This window comes from Syntrophomonas wolfei subsp. methylbutyratica, assembly GCF_001570625.1.
GTDB lineage: Bacteria > Bacillota > Syntrophomonadia > Syntrophomonadales > Syntrophomonadaceae > Syntrophomonas > Syntrophomonas methylbutyratica.
In genome coordinates this window covers 316341-343186 of sequence record NZ_BBQT01000001.1, presented here as the reverse complement: position 1 = coordinate 343186, position 26846 = coordinate 316341, and the positions used below count along the sequence as shown (strand labels likewise).

Sequence of the window (26846 nt, the reverse complement as noted above, 5' to 3'; positions counted from 1 at the left end):
TCTAATAACTTAACCCCAGCATTTTCATGGGTGCTTATGGCCCTCGGCCATGGGTGGTAGCATGAAAAATACTTTTTCATTACTATTTGTATCGCCGCATGCGGCGCGAGATGGAGGTTAACATGAAAAGCCTGGGTCTGGCCCTCGGAGGCGGCGGGCTAAAAGGGTTGGCGCATATTGGAGTTCTGCAGGTGCTGGAAGAAAACAGCATCCCTATTTCCGCCATATCGGGAACCAGTGCCGGAAGTATAGTTGCGGCCCTTTATGCCAGCGGACTCTCGCCCTGGCGGATGCAGGAGCTTGCGATGCAGCTCGAAGTCAAGGATTATATTGACTATGATATCGTCGCCTTAACCAAATTTTTCTGGGCTTTATTGCTTCCTGGGGTAAAGACCAGACTGGATGGCCTTGTCAAAGGAGATAAGCTGGAAAAACTGCTTTATAAATGGACCCGGGGGAAGACCCTGGCGGAAAGCCGAATTCCCCTAAGTATTATCGCCTGTGATATTGACTCCGGTCAGGAAATTATATTTACCAATCAAAACATGGAGGTCACCGGCCCCAGGCTAGTAATTAAAGAAGCCCTCTTAAGCGAAGCAGTACGCGCCAGTACTTCTATTCCCGCCACCTTCGTTCCGCTGCAGTTCAGAGGAATGCAGATGGTTGATGGGGGAGTAAAAGAAATGGTTCCGGTAGAAGTACAAAAAGTTATGGGCGTCGGCTATATTCTTTCCGTCAATCTAGGGCGGGAGAGTTATGCGGAAAAAGTCACCGGGATCACCCAAATCGTATCCCGCAGTTTAAATATTATGAGCTATGAAACCTCCGCCACCGCCGAGGCGCTTTTTGCCGATCTGGTTATTCACCCCCGGGTAAAAGCAGTTCGCCTGGATGATATCGAGCAGGCGGAAAGAATTATCCGGGCGGGAAGGCGAGCCGCAAAAGCCAAAATCGATGAAATAAAAAGAGGATTAGAAGATTGATCTGAGTAACAGAAGCACAGTTATTTACATATAATATCCACAAAGCAAGGATTTGGCCTAATTGCGGTTGGAGGCGGGGAGGAGGTTAAAATGGCAACGGATAAATTTGAACATGCCACCTTCTACCTGACAAAAAATCAGGTGGATCTTATAAAAGAACTGGCCAGAAAGAACCAGATATCGCGCAGTGCCCTGGTTAGAATGATAATCCGTGAGTACTTGGCCAGACAGGAAGGGAATAAAAGCGAATAGGAAAACTACCCATAGAAAAGCCCTGAAGAAGGCTGCCGGCCTATACTGGCAGCCTTCCTGATTATTATGCTGCCTGGTATTAGGGAAGGCTGGCAAGGTTTAAAAGCTAATGACGATAAATGCTTGTAATGGTAGAAAAGCAAGGATCAAGCATAATATACAGGCATTATTTGCACTCTTCTTTTTTCTTATCTGTAATTGACTCCACTGCGAAAACCCCTTTTGTTGCATAAGGGTTGCATAAATATACAAAGCGAGCGTTGGCGAAGCATGGTTGCAACGCCCGGCGAAGGCGAGCAGGCGAAAGGGGGCGAGCGACAGGACGTCGCGAGAGCGCTATACGACCATGGATGGGAGGTTAGCGTGTACCCCTTGAGCCGCGAGACAAGCCGCAGGTGTTGCCCATGCGAAGACTGCGAGCGGTATATTTATACAAGCCAATAAATATTAATAACTTTTTGCAGTAGAATCATAATTATCAGGTTTAAAAAATAAAAGTTTAGGAAAGACTTTTACTGAGAAAGGAGAGTATTTTTTATGCCTAGAAAATATTTAGGAATCATAATGATTGCTATTTTAATCCTTCTGGGGAGCAGTCTTTGCTTGCAAGAAAAGCCCCTCAACAAAAGTGTTCTGAGGTTGCATGTAATAGCCAACAGTGACAGCCTGGCTGACCAGGCCCTCAAAATACAGGTAAAAGACGCCGTAGTAGAGATGATGAAAAAGGAATTTGCCGGAATGGATAATATGGAACAGGCTCGCCAGGCTGCTCTGGAGGATATAGCTGAAATAAAAAGAACTGCTGAAGCGGTGGTACAAGCCAATGGCTATAATTATCCGGTACAAGTATCCTTGGGTGAGTACCAATTCCCCACCAAATCATATGGCAACCTGGTTTTGCCCCAGGGAGAATACCAGGCAGTGCGAGTCACCATAGGCGGTGGCGAAGGAAAAAACTGGTGGTGCGTCTTGTTCCCGCCCCTCTGTATGGTCTCTTCCTCTGAACAGGGCCTAAGCCTGCATAGCCCGGAGGAAGCCAAAGTAAGCTTCAAATGCCTGGAACTAATCCCAAAAGGAGCAATATTTCGTACATCCAACCATTAAACTATCCTTTCCCCCTTTGGGAGCGGAATTTTTCCGTTCCCTTTTATTTTTGCAGCATATATAATTTTGTGATAGACTACTTACAGGCATCTGGTAAAAAATGGCGATTAATTCTTGGAAGAGTTAAATCATTATTTTAATCTATTTTCGGCCTATTAACGAAAGGAATGGCTATGTCTATGAGAAAAAATATAATTTTAAAGGCTCCAGCCAAGGTCAATCTAACCCTGGATGTTAAAGGAAAAAGAAGTGATGGTTATCATGAATTAGAGACGGTGATGCACCAGGTGAATCTGCTTGATATAATAAGAATCTCCCAGGGCACAGGCGGTATCCAGATTAAGAGCAACAGCAGCTTGATTCCGACTAACGAGGAAAACCTGGCTTACCAGGCAGCGGAAATGATCCTGGGGGAATATGCCCATAAAGAGGGAGTTGAGATCTATATAGAAAAGAATATACCGGTAGGCGCAGGACTGGCCGGGGGAAGTACTGATGCTGCTGCTGTTATACAGGGGATAAACCAGCTCTGCGACCTGGGCTTGGAAGAAGAGGAACTGCTGGAAATGGCAGCCAGGATAGGCTCTGATGTAGCCTTTTGTTTGGCGGGCGGCAGCAAGTTAGCCCGGGGACGGGGTGAAATATTGAGCAACTTGCCCCAGCGAATGATACCTTATATAATCCTGGTTAAACCCCATTTTCAGCTTTCTACGGCTGAAGTTTACCGTGAATTGGATTTGACTCAAGTGGAAGAATTCCCTGATAATGTCGCCTTTCTTGCTGCCTGGGAGGCTTATGATATTATTAATATAGCCGGGAACATGAGGAATGTCTTGGAAACAGTGAGTATAAGGAAATATCCGGAAATCGCGGCCATAAAAGCAGAGTTGATAAGAACAGGGGCATTAAATGCCTTGATGTCCGGCAGCGGACCCAGCGTTATGGGGATATTTATGGAGGAGGAACAGGCCTTAAAGGCCCGGGAACAATTTCGGACCCGTTATCAGGAGGTGTTTTTGCTTTCATCCTATGTTAGTACGAAAAGTGAGGAGTAAGGAGTAAGGGGTGAGGAGTTCAATATATTCTGCTACATCTTACTATGCTAGCCCCTACTAACTTACTTTTCATCGGTGGTTGTGGTTCTTGGGCCATGGGGGGTTAGTAAGAAAAAGAAGGGGTAAGGTGTAGGGGTTGCGGTGACAAAAGGACCGTCCCCTTGACACCCCTTAGTCGGCAAGCTTGGGAAAGAGGTGATTTTTATTAATACAGGGGAAAAACGCTTATCACCGGTGGATCTTGACTCCTACAAGCCTTTACGGGAACTGGTACTCGAGGCCATCAGGGAAGCTATTAAGAATGGAGTATTGAAACCCCGGGAAAGGTTGATGGAAATCCAGTTGGCGGAAGAGTTGGGAGTATCACGAACTCCTATTCGGGAGGCTTTGCGCAAGCTGGAACTGGAGGGTTTTATCGTTATGGTTCCCCGTAAGGGAGCCTATGTAGCGGATATATCGCTTAAGGATGTTGCCGATGTTTTTGAGATTAGGGCGGCTTTGGAGGCCCTGGCTGCCGGGTTGGCTGCGGAAAGGATAACTGATGAGGAGTTAGAGGAAATGGAAAGGCTGCTGGTGGAAAAGGTTGAGGCTATCAGCAGTAATGATATGGATAAACTGGTGGAAGTGGATACCAAGTTCCATGAGGCCATCTATCGGGCCAGCCGCAACCAGAGACTATTCGCCATAATCAACAACTTACGAGAACAGATACAAAGGTTTAGAAGCACATCACTGTCCTATCCCGGTCGGATGCAGCAATCCATGCAAGAGCACCGAGATATAGTGGAAGCCATCCAATCCCGGGATGTTCAGCTATCAAGGCAATTAGCCCAGGAACACATTGAAAATGCCGAACAGAGCATGATCGATAGTATTAAAAAAAATGGCTTGCCCTGGGCTTAATTATGGAGGTGCCTGCATGCAATATGATGCGGTGATACTTGCCGGTGGTGTTAACAGCAGCGAGCTGAAGAAGATTGCTCCCTATGATAACGAGGCCTTGATAATAATAGGCAAGTATCCCATGATCTACTATGTTTATAATGCCTTGCGCCAGTCTTCCCAGGTGAGGAATATTGTCATTAGCGGACCCACCGAAGCCCTGCGCAATATTTTTGCCCGTGAGGAAAAGCTGTTTTTTGTGGAGGGAGGGAAAAACGCGGTGGAAAGCCTGGCCTGTGCAGTAAAACTTTTACGGGAGAAGGGTACTACCGAGCGTTTGCTGGTTCTTCCCACGGATATTCCTTTTATCACCACCACGGCCATAGATGATTTTGCTAATCAGTGCCGGAATTACGAAGCGGATTTCTTCTATGCTATAACCTCCAGAGAGGTAAATGAGTTAAAATTCCCCGGCGTAGTGCGTACTTATGTAAAACTCAAGGACGGAGTGTTTACTGGAGGAAATCTCTTTATCTTACGCAGTGAGATTATTGATCAGGTTTTGGAAAAGGCCTCACAGATTGTGGAAAGAAGGAAAAATCCCCTGGCCATAGCCAGTTTATTTGGCTTTGGATTGATGTGGCGCTATTTGACCAGACGCCTCTCCATTGCAGCGGCAGAAAAGAGGTTCTTTAAGGTATTGGGAATAAAGGGGAAAGCCATTATTTCCCCGTATGCTGAGGTGGGGGTAGATGTGGATAAACCCAGCGACCTGGAGATTGCCCAAAAATACCTGTTAGATCTTACTCTTTAAATCACTTTTATGGGTAGTAGCAAAACCCGTCTCTTAAGCATTAATTATGATTAGGGTTTGGTATAGGCTAACTTTTTTACTGGGCAAACAGGATAAGCGGGGCTTATGTAGAACTATTTATTCATAGGGCAAAACATCTTATGTATAGAATTAAAGGGTGGGTGTGAAGTGAAACTTTCCGCAGTGATACTTGCCGCAGGCAAAGGCTTAAGAATGCGGTCGGATTTACCCAAAGTAGCACACAAGGTGGCCGGCAAGCCTATTATCCTTCATGTTATCAAGGCCGTAAAAGAGGCGGGTATTGAGGATATTGCAGTAGTAGTGGGACACGGCCGGGAAATAGTGCAAGAGATTTGTAGCGGGGAAAAGATTCGTTTTGTTTTGCAGGAAGAGCAATTGGGAACCGGGCATGCTCTGATGCAGGCTGAAGCCGTGGTAGCTCCGGAAGATACTATCCTGGTTTTGGCCGGAGATATTCCTTTAATACAGGCTGAAACCCTGCGGAAGCTGATTAAAAACCACCGGCAAAAGCAGGCCACCGCCACTGTACTCAGCGTCAATATGCGGAACCCTTCCGGCTATGGCCGTATATTGCGCGATAAACAGGGCGCTTTTTTACGCATTATTGAAGAAAAAGATGCCAATGATGAGGAGAAAGGGATAAAAGAGATCAATTCCGGCATATATTGTTTCTCTGCTCGTAAGGTGTTTTCCGCTCTGCACAGTACCAGTACCCGTAATGCCCAGGGAGAATACTATCTTACCGAAGCCCTGGAGTTGCTTAAAAACCAGCAGGAATCAATAGGTATTTTCCTCAGTGATGGGGAAGAAGATATTTATGGAATTAACGACCGGGTACAGCTAGTCCAGGCCGAGAACATTCTGCGGCAGAGGAAGAACCGGGAGCTAATGTTAAGTGGAGTAAGCCTTATGGACCCGGCATCTACATTTATTGATAGCGATGTTCTCATAGGACATGATACTATTATATTACCCTTTAGCATTATTGAAGGAAATTCAAGAATAGGTGAACGCTGTGAAATCGGACCCGGTACCCGCATAAGTGACTCCATTATCGGCAATGAGGTGAAGATAGAGAGCTCCCGGCTCATACAGGCCTCGGTAGCCGACCGTTGCAACATTGGTCCTTTTGCTTATCTTCGCCCGGAAACAACATTGCAGGAAGGAGTTAAAGTAGGGGATTTTGTGGAAATTAAGAAATCCACTATCGGAAGCGGAAGCAAGATACCGCATCTAAGTTATGTAGGAGATGCAACTATTGGGCAGGGAGTCAATGTTGGAGCTGGAACCATAACCTGCAATTATGATGGAAAGAATAAATACCAAACAGTTCTGGAGGATAGAGTTTTTATCGGGAGCAACACCAACCTGGTAGCTCCGGTAAGAATAGGCGAGAATTCTATAACGGGAGCGGGTTCTACCATCAGCCGCGATGTTCCTCCCCATACCCTGGCAGTTGAGCGCGCCGGGCAGAAGCACCTTCCCCGCAGGGGATGATTAGAATCCGGCGATAATGAATAACACCCCTTCAATTTGCTATATCCATAACGGGAGGTATAAATATTATGCAGGCATCCAGATGGAGGATGAAACTCTTTTCCGGTAATGCTAATCTTCAACTGGCAGAAGAAATAGCCAGGTACCTGGGGATTCCAGTTGGAGATGCAAGGGTTTCGCGTTTTTCTGATGGGGAAATAAGCTGTGCCATCCATGAGAGTGTCCGTGGTGTCGATGTTTTCGTTGTTCAGCCAACCTGTACCCCGGTAAATGAGAACCTTATGGAATTATTGATCATGATTGATGCTTTCAGGAGGGCGTCAGCCACACGGATTAATGCGGTTATTCCTTACTATGGCTATGCCCGGCAGGATCGCAAAAGCCGAGCCCGCGACCCCATAACCGCAAAATTGGTATCCAATCTGATTGTACAAGCAGGGGCTCAACGCGTGGTAGCGGTAGATCTTCACGCTACCCAGATCCAGGGTTTTTATGATATTCCTGTGGATCACTTGCCCGGAGTTCCCACTCTGGCCGAGTATTTCAAGACCAAAGGATTGGAAGAAGATGCCGTAGTAGTATCTCCCGATGTCGGAGGCGTTACCCGAGCCCGTGATCTGGCTACAAAATTGCGGGCACCCCTGGCCATAGTTGATAAAAGAAGACCGGCTCCCAATGTTTCAGAGATAATGAATGTAATAGGGGAAGTGAAGGATAAATCAGTAATAATTGTAGACGACATTATTGATACGGCAGGAACGCTATGTACTGCAGCCGAGGTCATGCTGGAAAAGGGAGCACGGGATGTATATAGTTGCTGTACCCATGCGGTCTTCTCCGGACCGGCCTTGGACAGGTTATCGCGAGCCCCCCTGAAAGAAATAGTAATTACCAATACCATTCCCATAGACGAAAGCAAAAAGTTGCCCAATATGATAATTCTTTCCATTGCGCCCCTGGTAGGCGAAGCAATTTTGCGTATCCATGAAGACCTGGAGGTAAGCAAACTATTTGAGGAATAGACAGCAGTTTAAAAAGATTAAAAATTCAAAAGAGGTGATGTCCCAATGTTAGGTCAAAAGTTAAATGCTCGTAAACGGGAGATTAAGAACCGGGGTTATCTCAACCAGCTCAAACGCAGTGAGCAGGTACCGGCCGTTATTTACGGCAAAGGGGAAGAAGCTGTACCCATTAGCCTGGAGAAGAGACAGTTGAACCGAATTTTTAATGTACACGGCTCCAGAGGCATTTTTTCCCTCGAAATAGAAGGAGAAAGCCAACCCATGATGACCCTGATAAGAGAAATTCAGAGAAACCCGGTAAGCGGGCAGCTCATTCATCTTGATTTTCTCAGTGTAAACTTAAATGAAAAAATTAATAGTAATGTAGGGGTTTTGCTGGGTGGCGAAGAAGAAGTTATGAAAAAAGGAGGCATTCTGCAAGCGGGCTTAAAAGAAGTGGAAGTACTTTGTTTCCCCCAGGATTTGCCCGAATACCTGAGTGCCGATATCTCCTCCCTGGAAATAGGAGACACTTTGCATGTAGCTGACTTGATTGTACCTGCAGAGGTGGAAATTTTAACTGAGGCAGAGGCAGTAATTGCTTCCATATTAGCTCCATCCAAGGCTACTGCCGGTGAAGAAGAAGGTGTAGAAGGAGCCGGCGAAGGAGAAGAGGCTGAAGAGAAGCCTGAGCAATAGCTATTCTACTGGGGGATAGAGATGAAGATGCTTGTGGGCCTGGGGAATCCGGGAAAGAAATATAGCCATACCCGGCATAATATTGGCTTCAAGGTACTGGAGGAACTGGCCAGGCGCCACCGGATAGAAAAAGAAGAAAGCCGCTATGATGCTATTGTTGGACATTTGAGAATAAATCAGGAAAAGCTCCTTTTGGTTAAACCCCTGACCTTTATGAATCTCAGCGGCAAAGCAGTCCGACCCTTATTTAACTGGTTCAAGCTGGAGTTATCCGAGTTGCTGGTAGTCTACGATGACATGGATTTACCACCGGGTGCGGTAAGAATACGAGCCTCCGGCGGTACCGGGGGACATAAAGGAATGCAATCCATTTGTGAAAGCCTGGGGAGCCGCGATTTCCCCAGGATCAGAATCGGAATTGGCCGCCCCCCCGGAGGGGCCATTGATTGGGTTCTGGGTGAATTCAGCGAAAGCGAAAAACCCCTCATGCAGGATGCAGTAGAAAAAGCCGCCAGTGCCATTGAGTGCTGGATAAAAAGCGGAATAGATGCCTGTATGAATGCGTACAATTGAAAAAGGAGACTCTGCTGTAAAAACCCCTTTTGATGCATAAGGCTTGCATAAATTTACAAAGCGAGCGTTAGCGGAGCATGGATGCAGCACCCGGCGAAGGTGAGCAGGCGAAAGGGGGCGAGCGACAGGACGTCGCGAGAGCGCTTCACCCTGCGGGTACTCCTGGTGTTCCACCCTGCAGGTGTCACTATTAAGGTTGGTGACCATGGATGGGAGATTAGCGCGGTATATTTATGCAAGCTAATGAATAGTAAAAACTTTGCAGTAGAATCAAAAAGGTATATTTGCCTGCCTCAAAAGAGAAAATATATAAAAAGATGGAAGGCGGGGCAGGCATATGACTATTTATTACATCTGTGAATACTGTGAGCAAGTATTTTCCACGGTGGAAACAGAAGGACAGGATGGAAGCGTAGAAGTAAAGGGAATATGCGAAGAATGCGCTATGGAAATGGGATTATTGGAATCGGCTTCCCTGGGGGGTAAGCAGTATTATAATTAACTGAGACATGGGGACAGTGCATGAATTACCTTCAGTTACCACTGATGCTCCTGTTAGTCGCGGTTAAAGTTGCGGGTACCCCTTGAGCCGCGAGACGAGCCGTTGGTGTTGCTCATGCGTAGACTGCGAGCGGAATATTTATGCAAGCAAATGCATAATTATTACTTTTTGCAGCGGAATCAACTATAAATTTAGCCAGCAGTGGGGGCCTTTTTTAGGTGTCCACCATTTTCTTTGGGGAGGATTTTTGCTTTTGCAAGAGAATTTTTGGGATTTACTGTGCGGAGTTTTGTCAAAGAGGCAAAACATTTTGTTAACCGGGCTTTCCGGAAGCGCTAAAGCCTTTATGCTGGCGGAAATACTTAAAAAGCAAAATCGAAAAATACTCTGCTTGCTGCCGGAGGAAGAGAAAGCCTATGACCTGGCCCGCGATTTGCAAGCATTTATTGAGCCGGGGCGGCTATTCATGTTTCTGGCTCGTGATTTTTTATTTATGAAGGAAAACTTATCCACGCTTGAGGTAGGAAGAATTCTAAGCCTGCAGCACTGCCTGGATCATCCCCGCCAAAGCGCCATTATTATTGCTACCCCCGGTTCTTTAATCTACCCATTGCCAACTCCCTCAGCCATGAGAGATAGCAGCCTCTTGCTGCAGCAGGGAAAGGAAAAGGAGCAGCGCGAAATTCTGAAGAAGCTGGTGAACGGAGGTTACCGGCGCGTGGATACCGTCAGCCGGCAAGGGGAATTTGCCGTTCGTGGCGGCATAATAGATATTTTTCCCCTCGGCCACAAAGACCCCTGCCGGGTAGAATTTTTCGGTGAGCTCATCGAATCCATACATCGTTTTGATATAAACAGCCAGAGAAGATTAGGTAAAGACGAAGGACAAGTGAAGATTTTACCCGCCGATGAACTTTACGGAGATGAATTGACTGCCAGCATTTTTTCCTACCTGGATGAAAGCAGCAGTGTATTTTTTGACGAGCCCCGGGAGTTTTATAAGCAATTTAAACGCAGTGCTCGCCGTTACCGGGAGTCATTGAAAGAAGCCCGCAAGGACGGCAAAATAATTCGAGAAATAAAGCTGCTGGATAGTGAATACCTTAAAAAAGAAATAGAAGCCCATAGTGTAATATATCATGCCTATTTTTCCTCCACTATTCCCCAGGTGGCGGTAGCTTCACTGCAGCATATTTCCCAGAAGGAAATGGAGCCTTTCTACCGGCAGTATGAAACCCTCTTTGCCCGGATAAAAGAATGGCAGGGTAAAGGATTAAAGGTTATATTGGCGGTAAAAAGCCGGGTAGCCCGGGAGCAGATACAGCAGGATTTGTCGGAACAAGGCATCACCGGGATAGCATATCTCGACCAGGTAGTGGAAAAGGGTTTTAGCAGTTCCACCCTGCAGGCTGCTCTGGTCTCTGAAAGCGATATCTGGGGGAAAAAAGCCGGCCCTACCAGCAGGAAAAAACCTAAACACAAGGGAGAAGAAAGAATACTGCTGGAAGACCTCAAGCTCGGAGATTATGTAGTTCACGAGAGCTATGGCATCGGCATATTTCGCGGAGTAAGCCAGGTAGAAAACAGCGGGATTACCCGGGAATATATCCTTCTGGAGTATGCCGGAACCGACCGGCTTTACCTGCCATTGGAAAAAGTGGATCTCTTATATAAATACACCAGCTCCGGGGATAAGGAACCCCGCTTAAACAAGCTGGGGGGACACGCCTGGGAGAGAACCCGGAAGAAGGTAGCAGAATCAATTCAGGACCTGGCAGAGGATCTCCTGCAGCTCTATGCCCACCGGGAGAGCCGCGAAGGCTATGCCTTCTCCCCTGACACCCCCTGGCAGAGTCAATTTGAGGATGAGTTCCCTTTTCGGGAAACTCCCGACCAGCTCAAGGCTGTTAATGAAGTAAAAAAGGACATGGAAAGCCGGCGGCCCATGGACCGGCTGGTTTGCGGCGATGTGGGCTACGGCAAAACCGAAGTCTTCTTGCGAGCAGCCTTCAAAGCCATTATGGATGGCAAGCAGGTGGCCATATTAGTTCCTACCACTGTACTGGCGGAACAGCACTTCTCGACTTTTACGGAAAGATTTGCTGCTTATCCGGCGGTTATCGAGGTGCTCAGCCGTTTTCGCAGCAACTCGGAGCAAAAGCGCATCGTTGAGGATCTGCAAAAAGGGGTGGTGGATATCGTAATCGCTACCCACCGCTTGCTTTCCCGTGATGTCAAATTCAAAGACCTGGGTCTTCTGGTGGTAGATGAAGAACATCGCTTCGGAGTAGCCCAAAAAGAAAAAATCAAGGCCTTAAAGGAACTGGTTGATGTAATAAGCCTTTCCGCTACCCCCATTCCCCGCAGCCTGCACATGGCCCTTGCCGGCTTGCGTGATCTCAGCGTAATAGAGACCCCTCCCCCCGAGCGTTACCCTATTACCACCTATGTCCTCGAATATAACGAAGAAATAATCGTGGAGGCGGTAACGAAGGAAATCGAGCGCCAGGGACAGGTTTTCTTCGTACACAATCGTATCGAAGATATCTACCGGGTAAAGGAACAGCTGGATGAACTCTTTCCCGGCATAAAGATAGCGGTAGGACACGGGCGGATGAAAGAAGATGAACTCGCCCGGGTAATGATGGATTTCGTTAACGGCAAATACCCGCTATTTCTTTGCACCACCATTATAGAATCCGGCCTGGATATGCCCAATGTCAACACCATAATAGTGGATGAAGCGGATAAAATGGGCCTGGCTCAGCTCTACCAGCTGCGGGGGAGGGTGGGGCGCTCCAATCGCCTGGCCTATGCCTATCTTACCTACCGTCCCGACCGGGTGGTAAGTGAAGCTTCGCAAAAACGATTGAATGCCATTCGGGAATTCAATGAGCTGGGCTCCGGCATGAAAATTGCTTTGCGGGATTTGGAAATCAGAGGCGCCGGCAATATCCTGGGAGCAGAGCAGCACGGCTATATCCAGGCCGTGGGCTTTGACCTCTATTGCCGCTTGCTGGAGCAAGAGACCGGTCGCTTAAAGGGCGAGCAAGTTCAGGAAAGCAGGGTAGATCCCCAGCTGGATATCGACATCGATTATTATATTCCTGAAAGCTATATCCCTGACTCCGGCAGCAAGATGAGAATATATCGCCGTCTCTTGCTGGCCGGCAGCCAGGAAGAAGTGGAAGAAATCCGGGAAGAAATCCGGGATCGTTTCGGCCCCCTGCCCCAGGCAGTGGAGAACTTTTTGCAAATAGCCGTACTGCGTCTACTGGCCCGGGACAAAGAGATAAAGTCCCTGCGCCGCAAAGGCCGCCAGATAGAGATACAGACCCTGCAGCGCCTGCCCAGCAACCTGTCCGAGCGTTTCCGGGGCATCAGGAGAGTCAATGACCACACCCTGATCATTCAAAAATATGAAAACAGCTCACTACCAGCCCTGGCTGAGATTTTGCAAATGTTGTAAAAATCACCCTTCCCCTCGACTATGCCTGCTAAGCCGTCGCTTGGACAAACTGGCAGCGATAAAGATTATAGTGAGATAGAGGAGGTTGACGCTTATGGTATAAAAAGGAACGTAGCGAAGCCGGGTAGTGATATAGTTTAAATCGCTGGGATACATATAGGAAGTAAATACCATAAGAAACAATCCCAGGGGAAGAATCAAGGGACGAGGATTTTCCAAGCGTAGGAGTTCCTTCAGGTTTAAAACCAGACCTTGATAATAGACAGTCAGGGCAGTAAAGCCGACAATGAACCAGAGGATAAAGAAAAAGAGCTCCACCCGTCGGAATTCACCGAAGCCAGTCAGGCGATTCACTTTCAAAAGAGGAAAACGGGATATCTCAGCCAATTCCTGGCCCAGAATGGATATCACCTGCAGATCTTCAAAGATCAGTATGGCAACCGCCAGCAGGTACCAGCCTATAAAAGCCTTTTTCTTTTCTTTCAATCCCTGCACCAGGGGAAAAAAGAAAGCCAGGATTAGCAGTTGTGCGAAGGGCCAGTCAGCCACGAAAAAGACGCCGGAAAGCAAGGGCTTCCATTCCGGCCAAAGCGGTTTCAGTTCGCTCAAATCCATTATCGGAAAAGATGCAGTAATGCCCAGCAGGAAAAAGAAGAGGATAAGGCCGATAAATGATTCACATAAACGACCAAGCGCAGCAGGCCCCCGGTAAATACAGTAAGCCGCAGAGAAAAGAACCAGTGAACGGTGGATAAAGCTGCAAACAGTTGGGTAAATGATACCTAGCAAGAGGCATAGATTGTAAAGCAGACCCTGGGCAATAAGAAAAAGACTGAAAAAGAGTAAAATATTTAAGACGGAGCCAGCAATTTTCCCTAATAACAATTCACTAATGCGGGTAATACTCATATCTGGAAAACGAGTGAAGAGCGCCAGCAGTATGATAATGATATAAACACCTATCAGCGAAGCTAAAAGGCAGGCTATCCAGGCCGACTGTCTGGCTGCTATTTCCGGTATATAAACGAGTGAACTGCCGGTTAAAAAAAGAAAAATCATAAAAGCAATCTGTTGGGAGGAAAGAGTTTTATTTTCCATCAGCATCTCCTTTAATAAGTGAGGGGGAGCAGGCAAGGGGACGGTTCTCTTGCCTGTAAGCAGCCACGGGGACGGTTCTTCCGGCTGCCAGGGCGCTCCCTCATATAATTTCCAATAAATCGGAAAGCGGTTTTAGTTTCGCAAAAATTGCCCCCGGGTTGGGCATCAAGTGCCAACCCTGCACCAGATCTAAGGTATAGGCAAGGGACAAGAGAAAGAGTAATACCGCGCAGCAGTATTCAATCCCCAGGGGGTTTTTCAACCAGGAACGCCCCTCCCGCAGCAAAAAAAGAAGAAAAAATAAAACTATGCTTAGAATCAGGTTGTAATACATCAGTAGTTTTCCTCCATAATCCGCGTGGCAATATATTCATTATTAGTAAGAAAATAGAGCTTTCACCCCCTACTCCCCACTTTTCTAATCCCTTTAGCGAAAACGGAAACTTTTTTGGCTGAGCATGCTGTTCACTATCAGAGTTTCCACCTCAATATCACTTTCTATTGTTGGGAAAAAATCGTCCCAGTTAGCTGAGAAGCTCTCCCAAAGCTGGGGCTCGTGTTTTTGCAAAATATAACCCCAGCCCAGAATATCACTGCCCAGGAGTTGTGATTTTTTGATACAAGCGGAAATTTCCTGTTTTATTTTCTGGGCCGCCAGTCTTTCCATTTCCTCTTTCCACGATAAGGTTAGGAGCTCACCGCTTTTACTTTTTTCGTAGAAGACTAGCTCAGCCCGGATGGTAACTTTCATTTTTAGCTGATCCTGCTCCAGTTTCGGGGTAGTTTTGCCGGTAAATTGCTTAACCTCCAGGCTTACCAACTCGCTGGGATTTTGGGGAGATCCCAGGTCTATTATCCCCCCATTGAAACTGCGAGCATTCATCCAGCGGTAACCCCGGCTTTCTGTTTCATTAAGTGATCCCACTATGCGGCGCCCTTTAAAAACAGCCGTACCGCTGATGAACAATTTTTTTTCTTCTATGCTCACCTGGGGAACAACCGGTTCAATTCCTGCTGTGGTTAATTTATGAATAAATTCATGCACATTGGTGGGAACATAGATGCCCAGTTGCTTTTCCTGCAGATCCAGGATAGTTTCCAGACCCTTGCCGGAATAGGGACTTAAAGGCATAGGAAGCGACAAGACTTCCTCCGGGGTGCAGCCCCTGCTCAGTACCAGATTGACAGTAGGGCGGGGATTGCGGTTGCGCAGCAGGAAATCCACCAATAAGGCCAGATCCTCCCGGGCCAGCTCTTCCCCGATTACAAAGGTACTGATCGAGGACCATTCGGGAAAGCGAGACAGGGAGAGCATAAAGCGGCGGGCCGCATCCGCTACCCCGGAACCGCTGGCTGACAATACCACGGCGGTTGAAGTCTGGGTCCCGCTTTCGCTGGGGGCACTGGGCTTTACCATCTGGCCGGAAAAGATAAATTTTCCTTCCCGGGAAAGCTCTACTCCGGCACCGGTACAAACTGCGGAATTATTAAGTTCCCGTATATCCCAGCAGGCGCTGCAGCTGGGAAGAAGAAATATAACGATAAATAAAAGCAGGCGTCTTGGCATGATTACCTCCTTATCAAGGCATAAGAACCTCAATCCAGGGTGCAAAAGGATTGAAAATATGCCAGCCGTAAAACTGGCTGAGGGAAAGGTAAATTCCCAGAGACAGAACCGCGGTGAACAGGCCCAGCTCCCGGTACATTTTTCCCCGAAGCAGCCCGGGAACTTCGATATAGATTATGGCAAAATAAATCGCAAACAATAGCCATACCATAGAATCTTAGCAACCCCTGTCATTGATTCAGTTTAATAGCGTGTACAAGGCAATTTCAGATGCTATTCAATATGCCGCAGCTACGCAGTAAGCGGGTTAAAACTTATACCCTTGCAAAAACCCTTTTTATTGCATAAGGGTTTTTGCATAAATATACAAAGCGCCGGCGAAGCCTGATTCAGAACGACACGGGGGTCGTTCCCCCCACACCCTTCGGTGGCTTTTAATGCAGCACCCTGCACCCTTCGGGTACTCCTGGTGTTCCATCCTTCGGATGTCACTATTAAGGTTGCGGGTACCACTGCACCCTTCGGGTGTCGCTATTGAGGTAGCACCCTTTCGGGCACTTCTGATGCTCTCTTCGGTCGCAATTAAGGGAGCTGAGCGGTATATTTATGCACGCTAATGCATATTTATAACTTTTTGCAGTGACATCAAACATAGATTTCATTTTGCGCGCCAGGCTACTGGAAATTAAAGGATTTGTCGGCCAAATAACTTCGCCGCAAGGAAAAATCCACCTTTATCTGCTTATCCACCGTGGGAAAAAGCTCCTCCCAATTACCCTCCATCTCCCCCCATTGTTGGGGATAATTCTGTTTTATCATCTGGCCCCAGCCAAAAACATCACTATTTAATTCCTGGGCCTTATCAATAGAGAGGAGGATCTGTCGCTTGATTTCCTGATTGGCCAGTTCCTCAATCGCTTGAAACCTTTCCCGGGTAAATAATTCCCCGGCTTCGTTTTGTTCGTAAAAATTCCCCTCCGCTTTTATCTCAATGCGCATAATAATGGCTCCCTCTTGCAGTTTTGGAGTAATTTGGGCCAGGGAGCGGGACAATTCCAGACTAATAAGCTTGCCGGAATGAAGCGGGGAGGGTACCAGGAAAAGACCGCCTTGAATCCTCCGCGGACTCATCCAGCGGTAGCCCCGGCTTTCCATTTCGTTGAAGGAACCTACCATTTTCCGGCCCCGGAAAACGGCCGCCCCCTCCAGGCAAAGTCGCTTACCCGTATTACTCTCCAGGATACTAACTTGAGGGACCAGGGGTTCAATCCCCGGGCTAAGGAAGCGGAATTCCATTTCTTTAAGGTCGATAGGCACATAAATTCCCACTTGTTTCTCCTGCAAGTTCAGGATATTTTTGATGGCTATGGAGGGATGAGGCTCAATGGGCGGTTTTACTGATAGAATTTCTTCCGGCGTACTTTGACTGCTTACAAATACCGGGATGTTCTTACGCACATGACGGTTGCGGGATAAAAAATCCATAAAAAGAGCCATATCCTGACGGGCCAGCTTTTCTCCGATTATCATGGTATTGGTATGACTCCACAAGGGATTGCGCGGTATTTGCAGGGTTATCTGGCGGGCCGCTTCCACTACGCTTGGCCCCCGCCCCGAGATTACATAAAAGGCTGGGTCGGATGTAGATTCTGTTTCTTCAGGACTTATGGGACTGGCCAGTTCAGTACTTACCACTATTTGCTCACCGTCCACATCGACCCCCAGGCCCAGAGGTATTGAGGCTTTGTCCAATTCAGTTATCCCACAGCCGGGGTTGAAGCCAAGCAGCAGCAAAAATAGCAGCAAGAATGCTCTCTTCATCTGAACTACCCTCCCGTACTTTTTCCCTGACGCCACTGGTTTTCCATCCCTTCCAGATAAGGGCGCTTCCGGTTTTCAAACCAGGGGCGGCGGATAAAGATATCGCCGAGCTGTTGCCAGTTGAACGGAGCCAGAGGTGCCAGGTAAGGCAGACCCAGGGAGGATAGGGAAGCCATCCGGACAAACAACAGTATAAGAGCGATCATTATCCCCAGGAATCCCAGGAGACCGGAAGCTATCAGAAAAGCAAAACGGGCGATACGGATAATAATTCCGGCATTATACGAGGGGGAAGCGAAAGAAGCGATACCGGTAGCGGCAATAATCACCACCATAGGAGTGGAAACCAGGCCTGCCCTTACTGCAGCATCACCGATTATCAACGCCCCAACGATACTGACCGCCGGGCCCACCGCCCGGGGCAGGCGCAGCCCGGCCTCGCGCAATAGCTCAAAGGTCAGGTCCAGTAAAAGCGCCTCTACAAAAGCCGGGAAAGGCACTCCCTGGCGGGTGGCGGCCAGGGTCAATAACAATGGGGTGGGCACCATTTCATGGTGGTAGGTTATAACGGCCACATACAAAGATGGGAGCAAGAGAGCTATGGCAAAAGCCCCCAGACGCAGCAGGCGAAACAGGGAAGCGGCGATATAGTTGATATAATAGTCTTCCGGGGATATCAAATACTCCAAAAAGGAAACCGGTACGATAAGGGCCATGGGTGAGCCGTCAACCATAACAGCTATACGGCCTTCGAGGAGATAGCCGCAGAGCCGGTCCGGTTTTTCCGTATACTGCTCCTGGGTGAAAATGCTTCTTTTCTCATCAGCCACAAACTCAACCAGGTAGCGGGGATCCAGGACAGCGTCAATATCTATAGCTTCAAGGCGCTTTTTCAGCTCCTCCACCATAGGGCGGGGGGCAATATGTTCAATGTAAAAAAGGGCTACATCTGTTTTGCTTAATTTACCAATGACCATATTTTCTATTTTGAAATTAGTGGACTTAATCCGGCGCCGTAACAAAGCGGTATTAAAGCGCAGGGTTTCAGAGAGACCCTCCTTGGGACCATATATGGTAATCTCATTTTCCGGGGTTTGAATAGCCCGGCTTTGCCAGGAGCGGGTACCCGCTACCAGTCCTGAGGAACAGCCGTCTATTAATAATACCGTGTCCCCGGAACTGATATGATGCAGCAGCTCTTCAATGTTGCTCAAGGTCTTGACTTCGCTGATGGAGAGGATGCGGTATTGAACCCGCTTTAACATCTCATCCGGGGATAAATTTTCTGAGCTATCTCCAGTGTTCTGTTCCGTCAACAGTGGTTGCAAGAGGTGCAGCGCTACTTGTTCTTTATCCACCAGCCCGTCAAAATAGAGCAGCAAGCCCGGGGTAGGGGGATGGCTGGCGAGCATAAAATCCCGCATTACCACATCGGAACAGCCCGCCAGCAGAATCCTTAGTTTTTCCCGGTTATCCTGTAAGACCGGGGAAAGGGCTTGCTCTACCAGTTCGCCGGGAGGGATGTCTATTTTTTCTGGCTTCTTGCTTTTAATAAAGCGCATTCTTATCCCCCAAAAATACTAGATCTTGATTCCATTTACTAGCTTAAACGAAAAAGAGGCAAATTATGCAGAACTTTCTGCTTTTGAGCCGGGCTCCGCCAATGTTGCGGATTCAGGATATGGTTTAAAAAGGGTTAAGAGAAAGAGCAAAAAAGGAAGCAGTATAAAGACAAAGGAATATAGCAGCGGAATAATATGCATGCTGACTGCCAGGAGTTCCAAAATGTTTTTGCCCATCAATATGGAAAAAACACCAATGATAAGAGAAGAAGGAGCAGCCAAAAAGCGGTAGTCTTTTAAAGCGAAAAGCTGCTGGGCAGTGTAGCAGGCCATAAACCAGGGGATGGTAACTGAGCCGAATACGCCCATTATCCAGATGCCGATAAAGACAATATCTATATTTTGGATAAAGTCAGCAATATGTAACAAACGGATGGTAGAGAAAGTAGGGAAAGTAGCAATGTTGGACATGCTTATGTCCAGCGTCATCAGCGTGGCCAGGGTGGTAGCCAACATAAGAGCGACATAGGTAGAGATTACCAAAAACATGACCTGGCGGATCTTTTCCTGGCGGGGACAAAAAAAGGCCAGGCTTAATATCGGCAGCATCTTACCCAGGACGTAACTGCAGGATAATAGCCCCAGGCTAAAAGAAGTTAAATCCATATAAGCAAAAGGAAGAAGATTCCCGGGGTTCCAGTTTTCTATAATGGCTGCTAGAAAAATGAGAAAAGCAAAGGGTAATCCCAGGAGGGTAACCAGTTCACAGCAGCGGGCCAGGTTTTCCAGCCCGCTTTTAATAGCCACAAAGCCCACCAGCAAGAGTACTCCTATAAACACGCTGATCGGGGTTTGAGGGAGGACATTGGTTACTATGAAATCCACAAAAAGGCGCAGGGTAAAACTGCTGGCCAGGAGAAAGGCCAGGATGTATAAGAACCCCAAAAATTTCCCCAGTATTTTCCCCAGGTGTTCTTCCAGGAGCAGGGGAAAAGGCTGGCTGCTCTTTTTAATAATGTATTGGAACATAGCTGCCAACAAAATACCTGGTACGATAGTGCCAATCGCCGCCAGCCAGGCATTGCAGCCCAGGTGAATTATCAATATATTGGGCGTTTCCAGGAAAGCAACCGGCCCTACCAGCAGCAGTAGTATACAGTACAGTTGAAAATGGCTTATTCTAAACACAAAAAAAACAGCTCCCCATATTTCTTCTTAATAGTTTAACCACTATGACAGTTAAGATACGGTGTCAAGTAGCGTTGAGTATACCCGGGAACAGGTTTTTTGCAGTGGCACCATGATGTTAAATATGGCAACAGAAACTTTTTATAACTCATAGGGAAAACTTTGCACACAATTTTTTCGCAGCTTGATGGTAAAAAGTGAATAAAAGGGTATTTTGAGTTATATACTATCAATGAAAAAGAAATTAAGAATCCAAATAACTCTTGAAAAGGAGGGATAGAGTAAATTGAAAGCAACCGGAATTGTACGCCGCATTGACGACCTGGGAAGGGTTGTTATTCCCAAGGAAATCCGCAGGACATTACGCATTCGCGAGGGAGACCCTCTGGAAATTTTCGTTGATCGTGAAGGTGAGGTTATTTTAAAGAAATATTCACCCATAGGAGAGCTGGGGGATTTTGCTAAAGAGTATGCGGACTCGCTAAACGAAACCATTGGTCATATCTCTATGATAGCTGACCGGGATGTGATTATTGCCGTAGCCGGAGCCAATAAAAGAGAGTTCTTAAGTAAAGCTATCGGCAAAGCAGTAGAGAGAGCTATTGAGGAAAGAAGCACCCTGATCATGAATGACCTGGATGCTCCGGATGACGACAACCTGCATGTTATTCAGAATGATGACCGGGAATATACCATCAAAGCACAAGTAATTGCTCCGATAATTACTCAAGGAGATCCCATCGGTGCCGTTATCATAGTAAGCAAGGAAGCCGTCAAGATGGGGGATATGGAAGTAAAGCTGGCGGAAACCGCCGCCGGATTCCTGGCCAAACAGATGGAGCAGTAATTCATAGGATTCAAGCAAGAAGCGGTCTTGATTAAGCAAGATCGCTTTTTTTTGCTGAGGACAGGGGTATATATCATGGGGACGGTTTCTACTAATCCTGAAGTAAAGTCAAAAATTAAAATTCTGTATGCTAATTCTGCCAATATGCACTGTGTTATAATAAAGCTCATGAAACAGGGAGGGTATAGATGCAAGAGAAGCAAAACTTTCTAAAAGGGGCCATGGTTCTCAGTATTGCTGGAGCCATCAGCAAAATAATGGGAGCTATTTATCGTATTCCCCTGGCCCGTTTGATTGGCGGTGAAGGAATGGGGCTGTATCAAATGGCCTACCCCATCTATACCACCATTCTTTCCCTGGCCACTGCCGGAGTTCCCGTAGCCATATCGGTGCTGGTTTCGCGCAAGGAAACCCAGGGCTATTCCGGGGATAGCCGGAAGATTTTTCGGGTCTCACTTTTGATACTACTGGTTTTTGGACTCTTGCTTACCCTGCTGGTCATGCAATCGGCCTCCTTTATAGCCAATTCGGTATTAAAAGAACCCCGGGCCTATTACCCTATTCTGGCCGTGGCTCCTGCCATATTCTTCGCCGGTTTGATGTCGGTTTTCCGAGGTTATTTCCAGGGACATCAGTCCATGATCCCCACAGCGGTTTCCCAGGTTATAGAACAATTATTTCGGGTTACGGCGGTTTTAATCCTGGCCTTTTTGCTTTTTCCCCGCGGGCTGGAATATGCGGCGGCAGGCGCCACCTTTGGCGCGGTAGTGGGGGGCATAATAGGGTTGCTGGTCCTGCTCGGCTATTATTATTCTTTCCGCAAGGCGCAAAGACGCTCCGGGGAAATGCTGGCCTATTCAGGAAGCAGTTCTGGTGAGCTGGGCCGGGAAATGGTGCGCCTGGCCATTCCGGTTTCCTTTGGAGCGGTGGTACTTCCCCTGGTACAGATGCTGGACGCCATTATCGTCCCCGGGCGCTTGATGGCCACCGGCTATGCCACTTCCCAGGCTACCGCCCTCTATGGTGAACTGGCGGGAATGGCCGCTGTCCTGATCAGCCTTCCCACCATATTTACCATTTCCATAGCCACCAGCCTGGTGCCGGCAGTAGCGGAAGCCCTGGCCCGCAATGAGCGCAAGCTTTTAAATGATCGTCTGAATTATGGCTTCCGGGCCGGAATGATTATTTCTTTGCCCTGTGCCGCCGGGCTTTATGTCCTGGCCTTTCCGATTTGCGATTTGCTCTATGCCACCCCCTCAGCTGGGGTACCCCTTGAACCCCTGGCTTTCTCCTGTATAGTTCTAGCGGCTTTCCAGCTATCCAGTGCTGGCCTGCAGGGCATAGGCAAGCCGCAGATTGCCATGCGCAACCTGATTATCACCGGCGTTTTTAAGGTTATTTTCAACTACAGCCTTACCGGCATTCCGATGCTGAACATAAAAGGGGCCGCTATTGGAACCGTGTTGGCCTTCCTTATCGGTTCTTTTCTCAACATTGTCTATCTAAGAAAGCTTACCGGGATCAGCTATGAAAAGGGTCGAATGCTGAAGATAAGCCTGGTTACCGTCTTGATGGCTTTAGCCGTACAATTCTCCTATACAACCCTGGTGGCAGCCGATATCAGATCGCACCTGGCCACCCTTATGGCTATTTCCCTGGGAGTTTTGCTCTATGGAATACTGCTATTTTTAATTAGAGAATTGGATATAAATATGTTGAAGCGTTTAAGCGGCGGGGGGTAGGAGGCAAGGCAAGGGGGCGGGAGCGACCGAGCCAGGTCGTGGCACAGGCATGAGTACGGTTCTTTTGCCTGACAGAACAGTCGGTATGATGGGTGGTTAGTGAGAAAAGTAAGGAGTAAGGGGTAAGGTTTAGGGGTTACGGTGTCAAAAGGACCGTCCCCTTGACACCCAGTGGAGGTGATATTTTGAGTAAAAACGGACAAGCAATAGATGCACTGCTGGAAGTAATGGATCGGCTTCTGGCACCTGATGGCTGTCCCTGGGATCGCGAACAAACCCATGAATCCCTGCAGAGATATCTGATTGAGGAAAGCTATGAGGTAATTGAAGCCATCAAAATGCAGGATATGCATAAATTAAGGGAGGAATTGGGAGACTTACTATTGCAAGTAGTATTCCATGCCGCCCTGGCGGAGCGGGAGGGCCATTTCGATTTCGCCGGAGTGGCTGATACAGTCAAGGAAAAAATGATTGCCCGCCATCCTCATGTATTCAGCCATATGGACCTGAAAAGCAGTGATGAGGTTATGGCTCATTGGGAAGATTTTAAGAAAAAAGAAGGCAAAAAATATCTGCTGGAGGGTATTCCCGCTATCTTACCGGCCTTGATGCGGGCGGAAAAAATGCAAGAAAAAGCTGCCCGGGTAGGTTTTGACTGGCCCGGGGCAGAAGGAGCCCTGGAAAAATTCAAGGAGGAAGTTGAGGAACTCGTAGTTGCCGCTAAGCCGGAAGAGATCAAAGAAGAAATGGGGGATGTGTTTTTTGCCCTGGTAAATGTAGCCCGCCTTAAAAACATAGATCCGGAAGAAGCGCTGCAGTCCTGCAATGATAAGTTTGCCGCTCGGTTTAATTACATTGAAAAAAAGATAAGGGCGGAAGGGAAGGATTTTGCCGATTATGGGCTGGAGGAATTAGATCAAATTTGGGACGAAGCCAAGACCAAAGGATTATGATATTCCGGAAAGTAGCCCTACAAATACAAGATTTTTTCTCAAGAAGAAGGAAATCGTAAAGAAGCGGCGAATAGCCACAATATGCCAAATACAAAAGAGGAGGGATAGCTTCTTGAATAAGACGGAATTAGTAGGTCAGGTAGCAGCAAAAACCGGGATGACCAAAAAAGATGTGGAGAAAGTAGTAAATGCTTTCTTCAATACAGTCGAAGGGGCTTTAAAAGCGGATGATAAAGTTCAATTAATAGGCTTTGGCACCTTTGAAGTAAGAGCCAGACAGGCCAGGAAGGGAAGAAATCCGCAAACCGGGGAGGAAATCAACATCCCGGCTACTAAAGTTCCTGCCTTTAAAGCAGGCAAAGCACTAAAAGACGCTCTGGGCTAAAATGCGTTTGGACAAGTATCTAAAAGTATCACGGATAATTAAGCGGCGAACCCTGGCCAAGGATTTTGCTGAGAGCGAGAGGGCTTTGCTAAACGGCAGGGTAGCCAAGCCATCCAGTGAAGTAAAGATTGGGGATATAATTACCCTGCGTATGGGAGAGAAAACGCTTGTTTATGAGGTTCTGGATATTAAGGAAAATATAAAGGCAGCAGATGCCGGGAATCTTTACCGAATTATTGAATGAGTTGAGCTTGATGAAGGGACGGGGTTAAAGGGGCTGTGTTGAAACTTCAATTTTCAGCATAGCCCCTCTTAAATTTAGTGGGGAAAACATTACCTTCTTACTATCACTTTTTCAATATATTTTATCCAGATATCCATCCGGGTTCAATGCTGGCAGCAATATCTATAATTTCACTGTTGATGGTAAATCCAGCTATAGCTTTAGTAAATCTGTAACCATTACCTTCAAATTTAACCCCGCTGATTTCTCGACAGGAGAGATCCCGGCGCTTCAAAACATTCAATCTGGTCAGATAATGCGAAAGAAGGGGGTTTTCGTAGGTTGACCTTACTATATTATGATAGTATATTATTTTAATTAAGTCATATTTGGCATCAGGTTAGGACAAAAATATAATATTAAATTTAGATGCTACTGCAAAAAACCTGTTTCCAGGTATACTCAACGCTACATAGGGGATTCAAAACCTCACCATTATACTAGATATGGCGGTGTTAATTTTGAAAGATGACTTTTTGCAGGCATCAATTTATAATATGGTACTCTTATTAAATAGAAAGTGGTATTGCTTATATTGGTTCCGATTACTTTAAGGAGATTAGCGATGAGGTCTATTCTTCCGATAAACATAAATGATATAATATTTTTTCGTTCAGTTGAATCGGCTCGCGTAGAGTTTAAAGGTGGTTGGGATGAAGACACTACAGGTTATCAAGTCCTAAAGACCATATGTGCATTCTCCAATGATCTTCATAATTTAAATGGTGGATATATAATCATTGGAGTCGAAGAAGAGAACGGTGTCGCAATTATGCCCCCCAAAGGAATAATGCCGGAACAGATTGATCATATTCAAAGATGGATTCGCGGCAATTGTAATCGTATTGACCCGGAATACCAACCGGTATTTTCTCCGGAAGTCTTGGATGACAGGATGATTCTGGTACTATGGGTGCCAGGCAGTGATGTCCGGCCGCACCGGGCTCCTGATGGGCCAAGGGGTGAAAAGAAGTACTGGATAAGAATAGGCTCGGAGACTGTTGATGCAGAAAAAAATGGCATGTTGCAGCAGCTTCTCCAGCTTACTGCGCGTGTTCCTTTCGATAGTCGTAGAGCCCAGGATGCACGTATTGAAGACCTGCGTGAGGTCAAAGTAAGGGAATTTTTACGTGATGTGCGAAGCGGTTTATTGGATGAACCGGATTCGGCTGAAATATACAGACGGATGAGAATTTCTGCGCGCGCCAATGGTCATGATATTCCTGTTAATGCAGGGTTGCTTCTGTTTTCAGATGATCCCGAAAAATGGTTCCCCGGCGTACGTATTGAAGTTGTTCAATTCTCTGCCGATGCTACGGGAAATGTTCAGGAAGAAAGGATATTTCGCGGGGGTATTCATGAACAAATTCGCGATGGTTTAAGATATCTTGAGAATATTTCAACTCAACACCTGGAGAAACAGGATGACTCATTTCGTATACGGGGCTGGGTGAGTTATCCGATCCCCGCCCTTAGAGAAACCTTAGTAAACGCTGTTTATCACAGGAGTTACGAAGGTGTCTACGAACCGATAAAAATATATTTGTATCCCGATCGTATGGAAGTTATAAATTATCCCGGACCGGTACCGGGTATTCAGCCGGAGCATCTCAAACCCGGCGCGTCGATTCCACCGGTACCTGCTCGCAACCGGTTAATCGGTGAATTTCTGAAAGAATTGCGCCTTGCCGAGGGTCGGGGAACGGGGCTGAAAAAAGTTTTTGCAGTAATGAATCAAAATGGTTCTCCCGAACCACGGTTTGAATTTGATCCGGATAGAACATACTTTAGAGCTGTTCTGCCCGCCCATCCGGAATATGTAGCTATAACTGCTCTTAGAGACGCGGCGCATCTTCGCGCATTGGGAAAAAACAAAGAAGCTGTCAATAGAGTTGAAGAAGCGTGGCGCTTCCTTCCAGGTTCGGCCATGTTAAGTGCTGAATTAATGCGTATTTATGGAGAGAATCAAAACCTGCAAAAAGCAGAAGATGTATTTGAAGCTTTTAAATCAGAAGGCTCAAAAAGTGCATATCCTTATGTCTTAAATACCTTGGTAAATGTATATGTGGATCAAAAACAAACTGAAAAAGCAAAAGCCTTAATGAAACAATTACCGACTTTATTGTCATCGGCTGATGCTTTTGATGCAGCGATTTTAGCTCGTCGATTAGGAAATCAAAAGATGGCACACAATTATTTTGAACGGGCCGGTGATTCAGTTCTTTCCGATGTGCGGGCTTTGCATGAGTTTGCTCAAACGAAAATAGATATCGCTCGTAATTTGTGGATTAACAGAAGCGGAAAAGATAATTACCGGCGGGATACAAATCGTCGCTTATTAATGGAGGCCCGCGATTTACTGGAACGGGTAATTCAAATGGAAGCCCCGCCTATGCGTCACGCATGGGCATGGCGTGATTTGGGGAGGGTGCTGAAATGGTTGAAAGCACCTATGGGAGATGTGAAAAACGCATATTACAGAGCTATTGATTTATTGCCGGAAGAAAAAAGATTTCAAGAAGAGCTAAGGCATTTGGACAGAACATGA

26 protein-coding genes are annotated in these 26846 nt (G+C 47.0%); 18 read left to right on the top strand and 8 right to left on the bottom strand.

Going from position 1 to position 26846, the window contains the following annotated elements:
• Positions 1 to 122 precede the first annotated feature (122 nt).
• The 12 genes from AWB54_RS01495 (at position 123) to mfd (ending at position 12852) form a co-directional block, all read left to right on the top strand.
• Positions 123 to 983 (top strand): patatin-like phospholipase family protein, encoded by an 861-nt coding sequence (locus AWB54_RS01495; RefSeq protein WP_061212873.1) that lies wholly within the window; start codon positions 123 to 125, stop codon positions 981 to 983.
• 90 nt (positions 984 to 1073) lie between these two features.
• Positions 1074 to 1235 (top strand): ribbon-helix-helix domain-containing protein, encoded by a 162-nt coding sequence (locus AWB54_RS15145; RefSeq protein ID WP_081424733.1) that lies wholly within the window; start codon positions 1074 to 1076, stop codon positions 1233 to 1235.
• Positions 1236 to 1772: 537 nt separating this feature from the next.
• The gene (spoIIR, locus tag AWB54_RS01490; protein ID WP_061212872.1) at positions 1773 to 2339 is read left to right on the top strand and encodes a stage II sporulation protein R; all 567 of its coding nucleotides are present in this window, start codon (positions 1773 to 1775) and stop codon (positions 2337 to 2339) included.
• 179 nt (positions 2340 to 2518) lie between these two features.
• Positions 2519 to 3394 carry a 4-(cytidine 5'-diphospho)-2-C-methyl-D-erythritol kinase gene (ispE, locus tag AWB54_RS01485; protein WP_061212871.1) on the top strand — a complete coding sequence of 292 codons (876 nt, stop codon included), beginning with the start codon at positions 2519 to 2521 and terminating at the stop codon, positions 3392 to 3394.
• A 195-nt stretch (positions 3395 to 3589) separates the two neighbouring features.
• Entirely contained in the window at positions 3590 to 4297 is a 708-nt protein-coding gene (locus tag AWB54_RS01480) for a GntR family transcriptional regulator (protein WP_061212870.1), read from the top strand.
• A gap of 16 nt (positions 4298 to 4313) precedes the next feature.
• Entirely contained in the window at positions 4314 to 5090 is a 777-nt protein-coding gene (locus AWB54_RS01475) for a nucleotidyltransferase family protein (RefSeq protein ID WP_061212869.1), read from the top strand.
• Between the two features lie 168 nt (positions 5091 to 5258).
• A complete protein-coding gene (gene glmU, locus AWB54_RS01470) occupies positions 5259 to 6608 on the top strand; it encodes a bifunctional UDP-N-acetylglucosamine diphosphorylase/glucosamine-1-phosphate N-acetyltransferase GlmU (RefSeq protein WP_061212868.1) in 1350 nt (449 codons plus the stop codon).
• Positions 6609 to 6676: 68 nt separating this feature from the next.
• Positions 6677 to 7630, top strand: a complete 954-nt coding sequence (locus tag AWB54_RS01465; RefSeq protein ID WP_061212867.1) for a ribose-phosphate diphosphokinase — start codon at positions 6677 to 6679, stop codon at positions 7628 to 7630.
• A 45-nt stretch (positions 7631 to 7675) separates the two neighbouring features.
• Positions 7676 to 8308 (top strand): 50S ribosomal protein L25, encoded by a 633-nt coding sequence (locus AWB54_RS01460; protein WP_061212866.1) that lies wholly within the window; start codon positions 7676 to 7678, stop codon positions 8306 to 8308.
• A 21-nt stretch (positions 8309 to 8329) separates the two neighbouring features.
• The gene (gene pth / locus AWB54_RS01455) at positions 8330 to 8881 is read left to right on the top strand and encodes an aminoacyl-tRNA hydrolase (RefSeq protein ID WP_061212865.1); all 552 of its coding nucleotides are present in this window, start codon (positions 8330 to 8332) and stop codon (positions 8879 to 8881) included.
• Between the two features lie 337 nt (positions 8882 to 9218).
• The gene (locus AWB54_RS15850; protein ID WP_160328889.1) at positions 9219 to 9383 is read left to right on the top strand and encodes a hypothetical protein; all 165 of its coding nucleotides are present in this window, start codon (positions 9219 to 9221) and stop codon (positions 9381 to 9383) included.
• A 253-nt stretch (positions 9384 to 9636) separates the two neighbouring features.
• Positions 9637 to 12852: a transcription-repair coupling factor gene (gene mfd, locus AWB54_RS01450; RefSeq protein WP_235811053.1), complete on the top strand. Its 3216-nt coding sequence runs from the start codon at positions 9637 to 9639 to the stop codon at positions 12850 to 12852.
• A gap of 3 nt (positions 12853 to 12855) precedes the next feature.
• On the opposite strand, the gene AWB54_RS01445 is transcribed toward mfd, so the two are convergent.
• From AWB54_RS01445 to AWB54_RS01415, 7 genes are all read right to left on the bottom strand, one after another.
• Complete coding sequence (locus AWB54_RS01445) at positions 12856 to 13950, bottom strand: GerAB/ArcD/ProY family transporter (RefSeq protein ID WP_061212863.1); 1095 nt, start codon at positions 13948 to 13950, stop codon at positions 12856 to 12858.
• Between the two features lie 100 nt (positions 13951 to 14050).
• Positions 14051 to 14284 carry a hypothetical protein gene (locus AWB54_RS01440; protein WP_061212862.1) on the bottom strand — a complete coding sequence of 78 codons (234 nt, stop codon included), beginning with the start codon at positions 14282 to 14284 and terminating at the stop codon, positions 14051 to 14053.
• 93 nt (positions 14285 to 14377) lie between these two features.
• Entirely contained in the window at positions 14378 to 15517 is a 1140-nt protein-coding gene (locus AWB54_RS01435; RefSeq protein ID WP_061212861.1) for a Ger(x)C family spore germination protein, read from the bottom strand.
• A gap of 13 nt (positions 15518 to 15530) precedes the next feature.
• Positions 15531 to 15728, bottom strand: coding sequence for a hypothetical protein (locus tag AWB54_RS15140; protein ID WP_082735944.1), 198 nt, complete (start codon positions 15726 to 15728; stop codon positions 15531 to 15533).
• A 464-nt stretch (positions 15729 to 16192) separates the two neighbouring features.
• Positions 16193 to 17338, bottom strand: coding sequence for a Ger(x)C family spore germination protein (locus tag AWB54_RS01425; protein ID WP_061212859.1), 1146 nt, complete (start codon positions 17336 to 17338; stop codon positions 16193 to 16195).
• 5 nt (positions 17339 to 17343) lie between these two features.
• Complete coding sequence (locus AWB54_RS01420) at positions 17344 to 18900, bottom strand: spore germination protein (protein ID WP_061212858.1); 1557 nt, start codon at positions 18898 to 18900, stop codon at positions 17344 to 17346.
• Between the two features lie 63 nt (positions 18901 to 18963).
• Entirely contained in the window at positions 18964 to 20088 is a 1125-nt protein-coding gene (locus AWB54_RS01415) for a GerAB/ArcD/ProY family transporter (RefSeq protein WP_061212857.1), read from the bottom strand.
• 286 nt (positions 20089 to 20374) lie between these two features.
• Here AWB54_RS01415 and spoVT point away from each other — a divergent pair, with 286 nt between their 5' ends.
• The 5 genes from spoVT to AWB54_RS01390 all read left to right on the top strand — a co-directional run bounded on the left by spoVT (position 20375) and on the right by AWB54_RS01390 (position 24259).
• Positions 20375 to 20935, top strand: coding sequence for a stage V sporulation protein T (spoVT, locus tag AWB54_RS01410; protein ID WP_061212856.1), 561 nt, complete (start codon positions 20375 to 20377; stop codon positions 20933 to 20935).
• Between the two features lie 188 nt (positions 20936 to 21123).
• A complete protein-coding gene (locus AWB54_RS01405; protein WP_061212855.1) occupies positions 21124 to 22677 on the top strand; it encodes a putative polysaccharide biosynthesis protein in 1554 nt (517 codons plus the stop codon).
• 185 nt (positions 22678 to 22862) lie between these two features.
• Complete coding sequence (gene mazG / locus AWB54_RS01400; protein ID WP_061212854.1) at positions 22863 to 23630, top strand: nucleoside triphosphate pyrophosphohydrolase; 768 nt, start codon at positions 22863 to 22865, stop codon at positions 23628 to 23630.
• Between the two features lie 112 nt (positions 23631 to 23742).
• Complete coding sequence (locus AWB54_RS01395; protein ID WP_061212853.1) at positions 23743 to 24015, top strand: HU family DNA-binding protein; 273 nt, start codon at positions 23743 to 23745, stop codon at positions 24013 to 24015.
• Between the two features lies 1 nt (position 24016).
• Positions 24017 to 24259, top strand: coding sequence for an RNA-binding S4 domain-containing protein (locus AWB54_RS01390; protein WP_061212852.1), 243 nt, complete (start codon positions 24017 to 24019; stop codon positions 24257 to 24259).
• Positions 24260 to 24380: 121 nt separating this feature from the next.
• Here AWB54_RS01390 and AWB54_RS15845 read toward each other — a convergent pair whose 3' ends face one another.
• Positions 24381 to 24533, bottom strand: coding sequence for a hypothetical protein (locus tag AWB54_RS15845; protein ID WP_160328888.1), 153 nt, complete (start codon positions 24531 to 24533; stop codon positions 24381 to 24383).
• A gap of 291 nt (positions 24534 to 24824) precedes the next feature.
• Here AWB54_RS15845 and AWB54_RS01385 point away from each other — a divergent pair, with 291 nt between their 5' ends.
• Positions 24825 to 26846 carry an RNA-binding domain-containing protein gene (locus AWB54_RS01385; RefSeq protein WP_160328887.1) on the top strand — a complete coding sequence of 674 codons (2022 nt, stop codon included), beginning with the start codon at positions 24825 to 24827 and terminating at the stop codon, positions 26844 to 26846.

Excerpts from the sequence above, each read along its gene's own strand:
- AWB54_RS01495 (WP_061212873.1), top strand. The coding sequence starts at position 123 with ATGAAAAGCCTGGGTCTGGCCCTCGGAGGCGGCGGGCTAAAAGGGTTG.
- AWB54_RS15145 (WP_081424733.1), top strand. The coding sequence starts at position 1,074 with ATGGCAACGGATAAATTTGAACATGCCACCTTCTACCTGACAAAAAAT.
- spoIIR (WP_061212872.1), top strand. The coding sequence starts at position 1,773 with ATGCCTAGAAAATATTTAGGAATCATAATGATTGCTATTTTAATCCTT.
- ispE (WP_061212871.1), top strand. The coding sequence starts at position 2,519 with ATGAGAAAAAATATAATTTTAAAGGCTCCAGCCAAGGTCAATCTAACC.
- AWB54_RS01475 (WP_061212869.1), top strand. The coding sequence starts at position 4,314 with ATGCAATATGATGCGGTGATACTTGCCGGTGGTGTTAACAGCAGCGAG.
- AWB54_RS01465 (WP_061212867.1), top strand. The coding sequence starts at position 6,677 with ATGCAGGCATCCAGATGGAGGATGAAACTCTTTTCCGGTAATGCTAAT.
- AWB54_RS01460 (WP_061212866.1), top strand. The coding sequence starts at position 7,676 with ATGTTAGGTCAAAAGTTAAATGCTCGTAAACGGGAGATTAAGAACCGG.
- pth (WP_061212865.1), top strand. The coding sequence starts at position 8,330 with ATGAAGATGCTTGTGGGCCTGGGGAATCCGGGAAAGAAATATAGCCAT.
- AWB54_RS15850 (WP_160328889.1), top strand. The coding sequence starts at position 9,219 with ATGACTATTTATTACATCTGTGAATACTGTGAGCAAGTATTTTCCACG.
- AWB54_RS01445 (WP_061212863.1), bottom strand. The coding sequence starts at position 13,950 with ATGGAAAATAAAACTCTTTCCTCCCAACAGATTGCTTTTATGATTTTT.
- AWB54_RS01440 (WP_061212862.1), bottom strand. The coding sequence starts at position 14,284 with ATGTATTACAACCTGATTCTAAGCATAGTTTTATTTTTTCTTCTTTTT.
- AWB54_RS01435 (WP_061212861.1), bottom strand. The coding sequence starts at position 15,517 with ATGCCAAGACGCCTGCTTTTATTTATCGTTATATTTCTTCTTCCCAGC.
- AWB54_RS15140 (WP_082735944.1), bottom strand. The coding sequence starts at position 15,728 with ATGGTATGGCTATTGTTTGCGATTTATTTTGCCATAATCTATATCGAA.
- AWB54_RS01425 (WP_061212859.1), bottom strand. The coding sequence starts at position 17,338 with ATGAAGAGAGCATTCTTGCTGCTATTTTTGCTGCTGCTTGGCTTCAAC.
- AWB54_RS01420 (WP_061212858.1), bottom strand. The coding sequence starts at position 18,900 with ATGCGCTTTATTAAAAGCAAGAAGCCAGAAAAAATAGACATCCCTCCC.
- AWB54_RS01405 (WP_061212855.1), top strand. The coding sequence starts at position 21,124 with ATGCAAGAGAAGCAAAACTTTCTAAAAGGGGCCATGGTTCTCAGTATT.
- AWB54_RS01390 (WP_061212852.1), top strand. The coding sequence starts at position 24,017 with ATGCGTTTGGACAAGTATCTAAAAGTATCACGGATAATTAAGCGGCGA.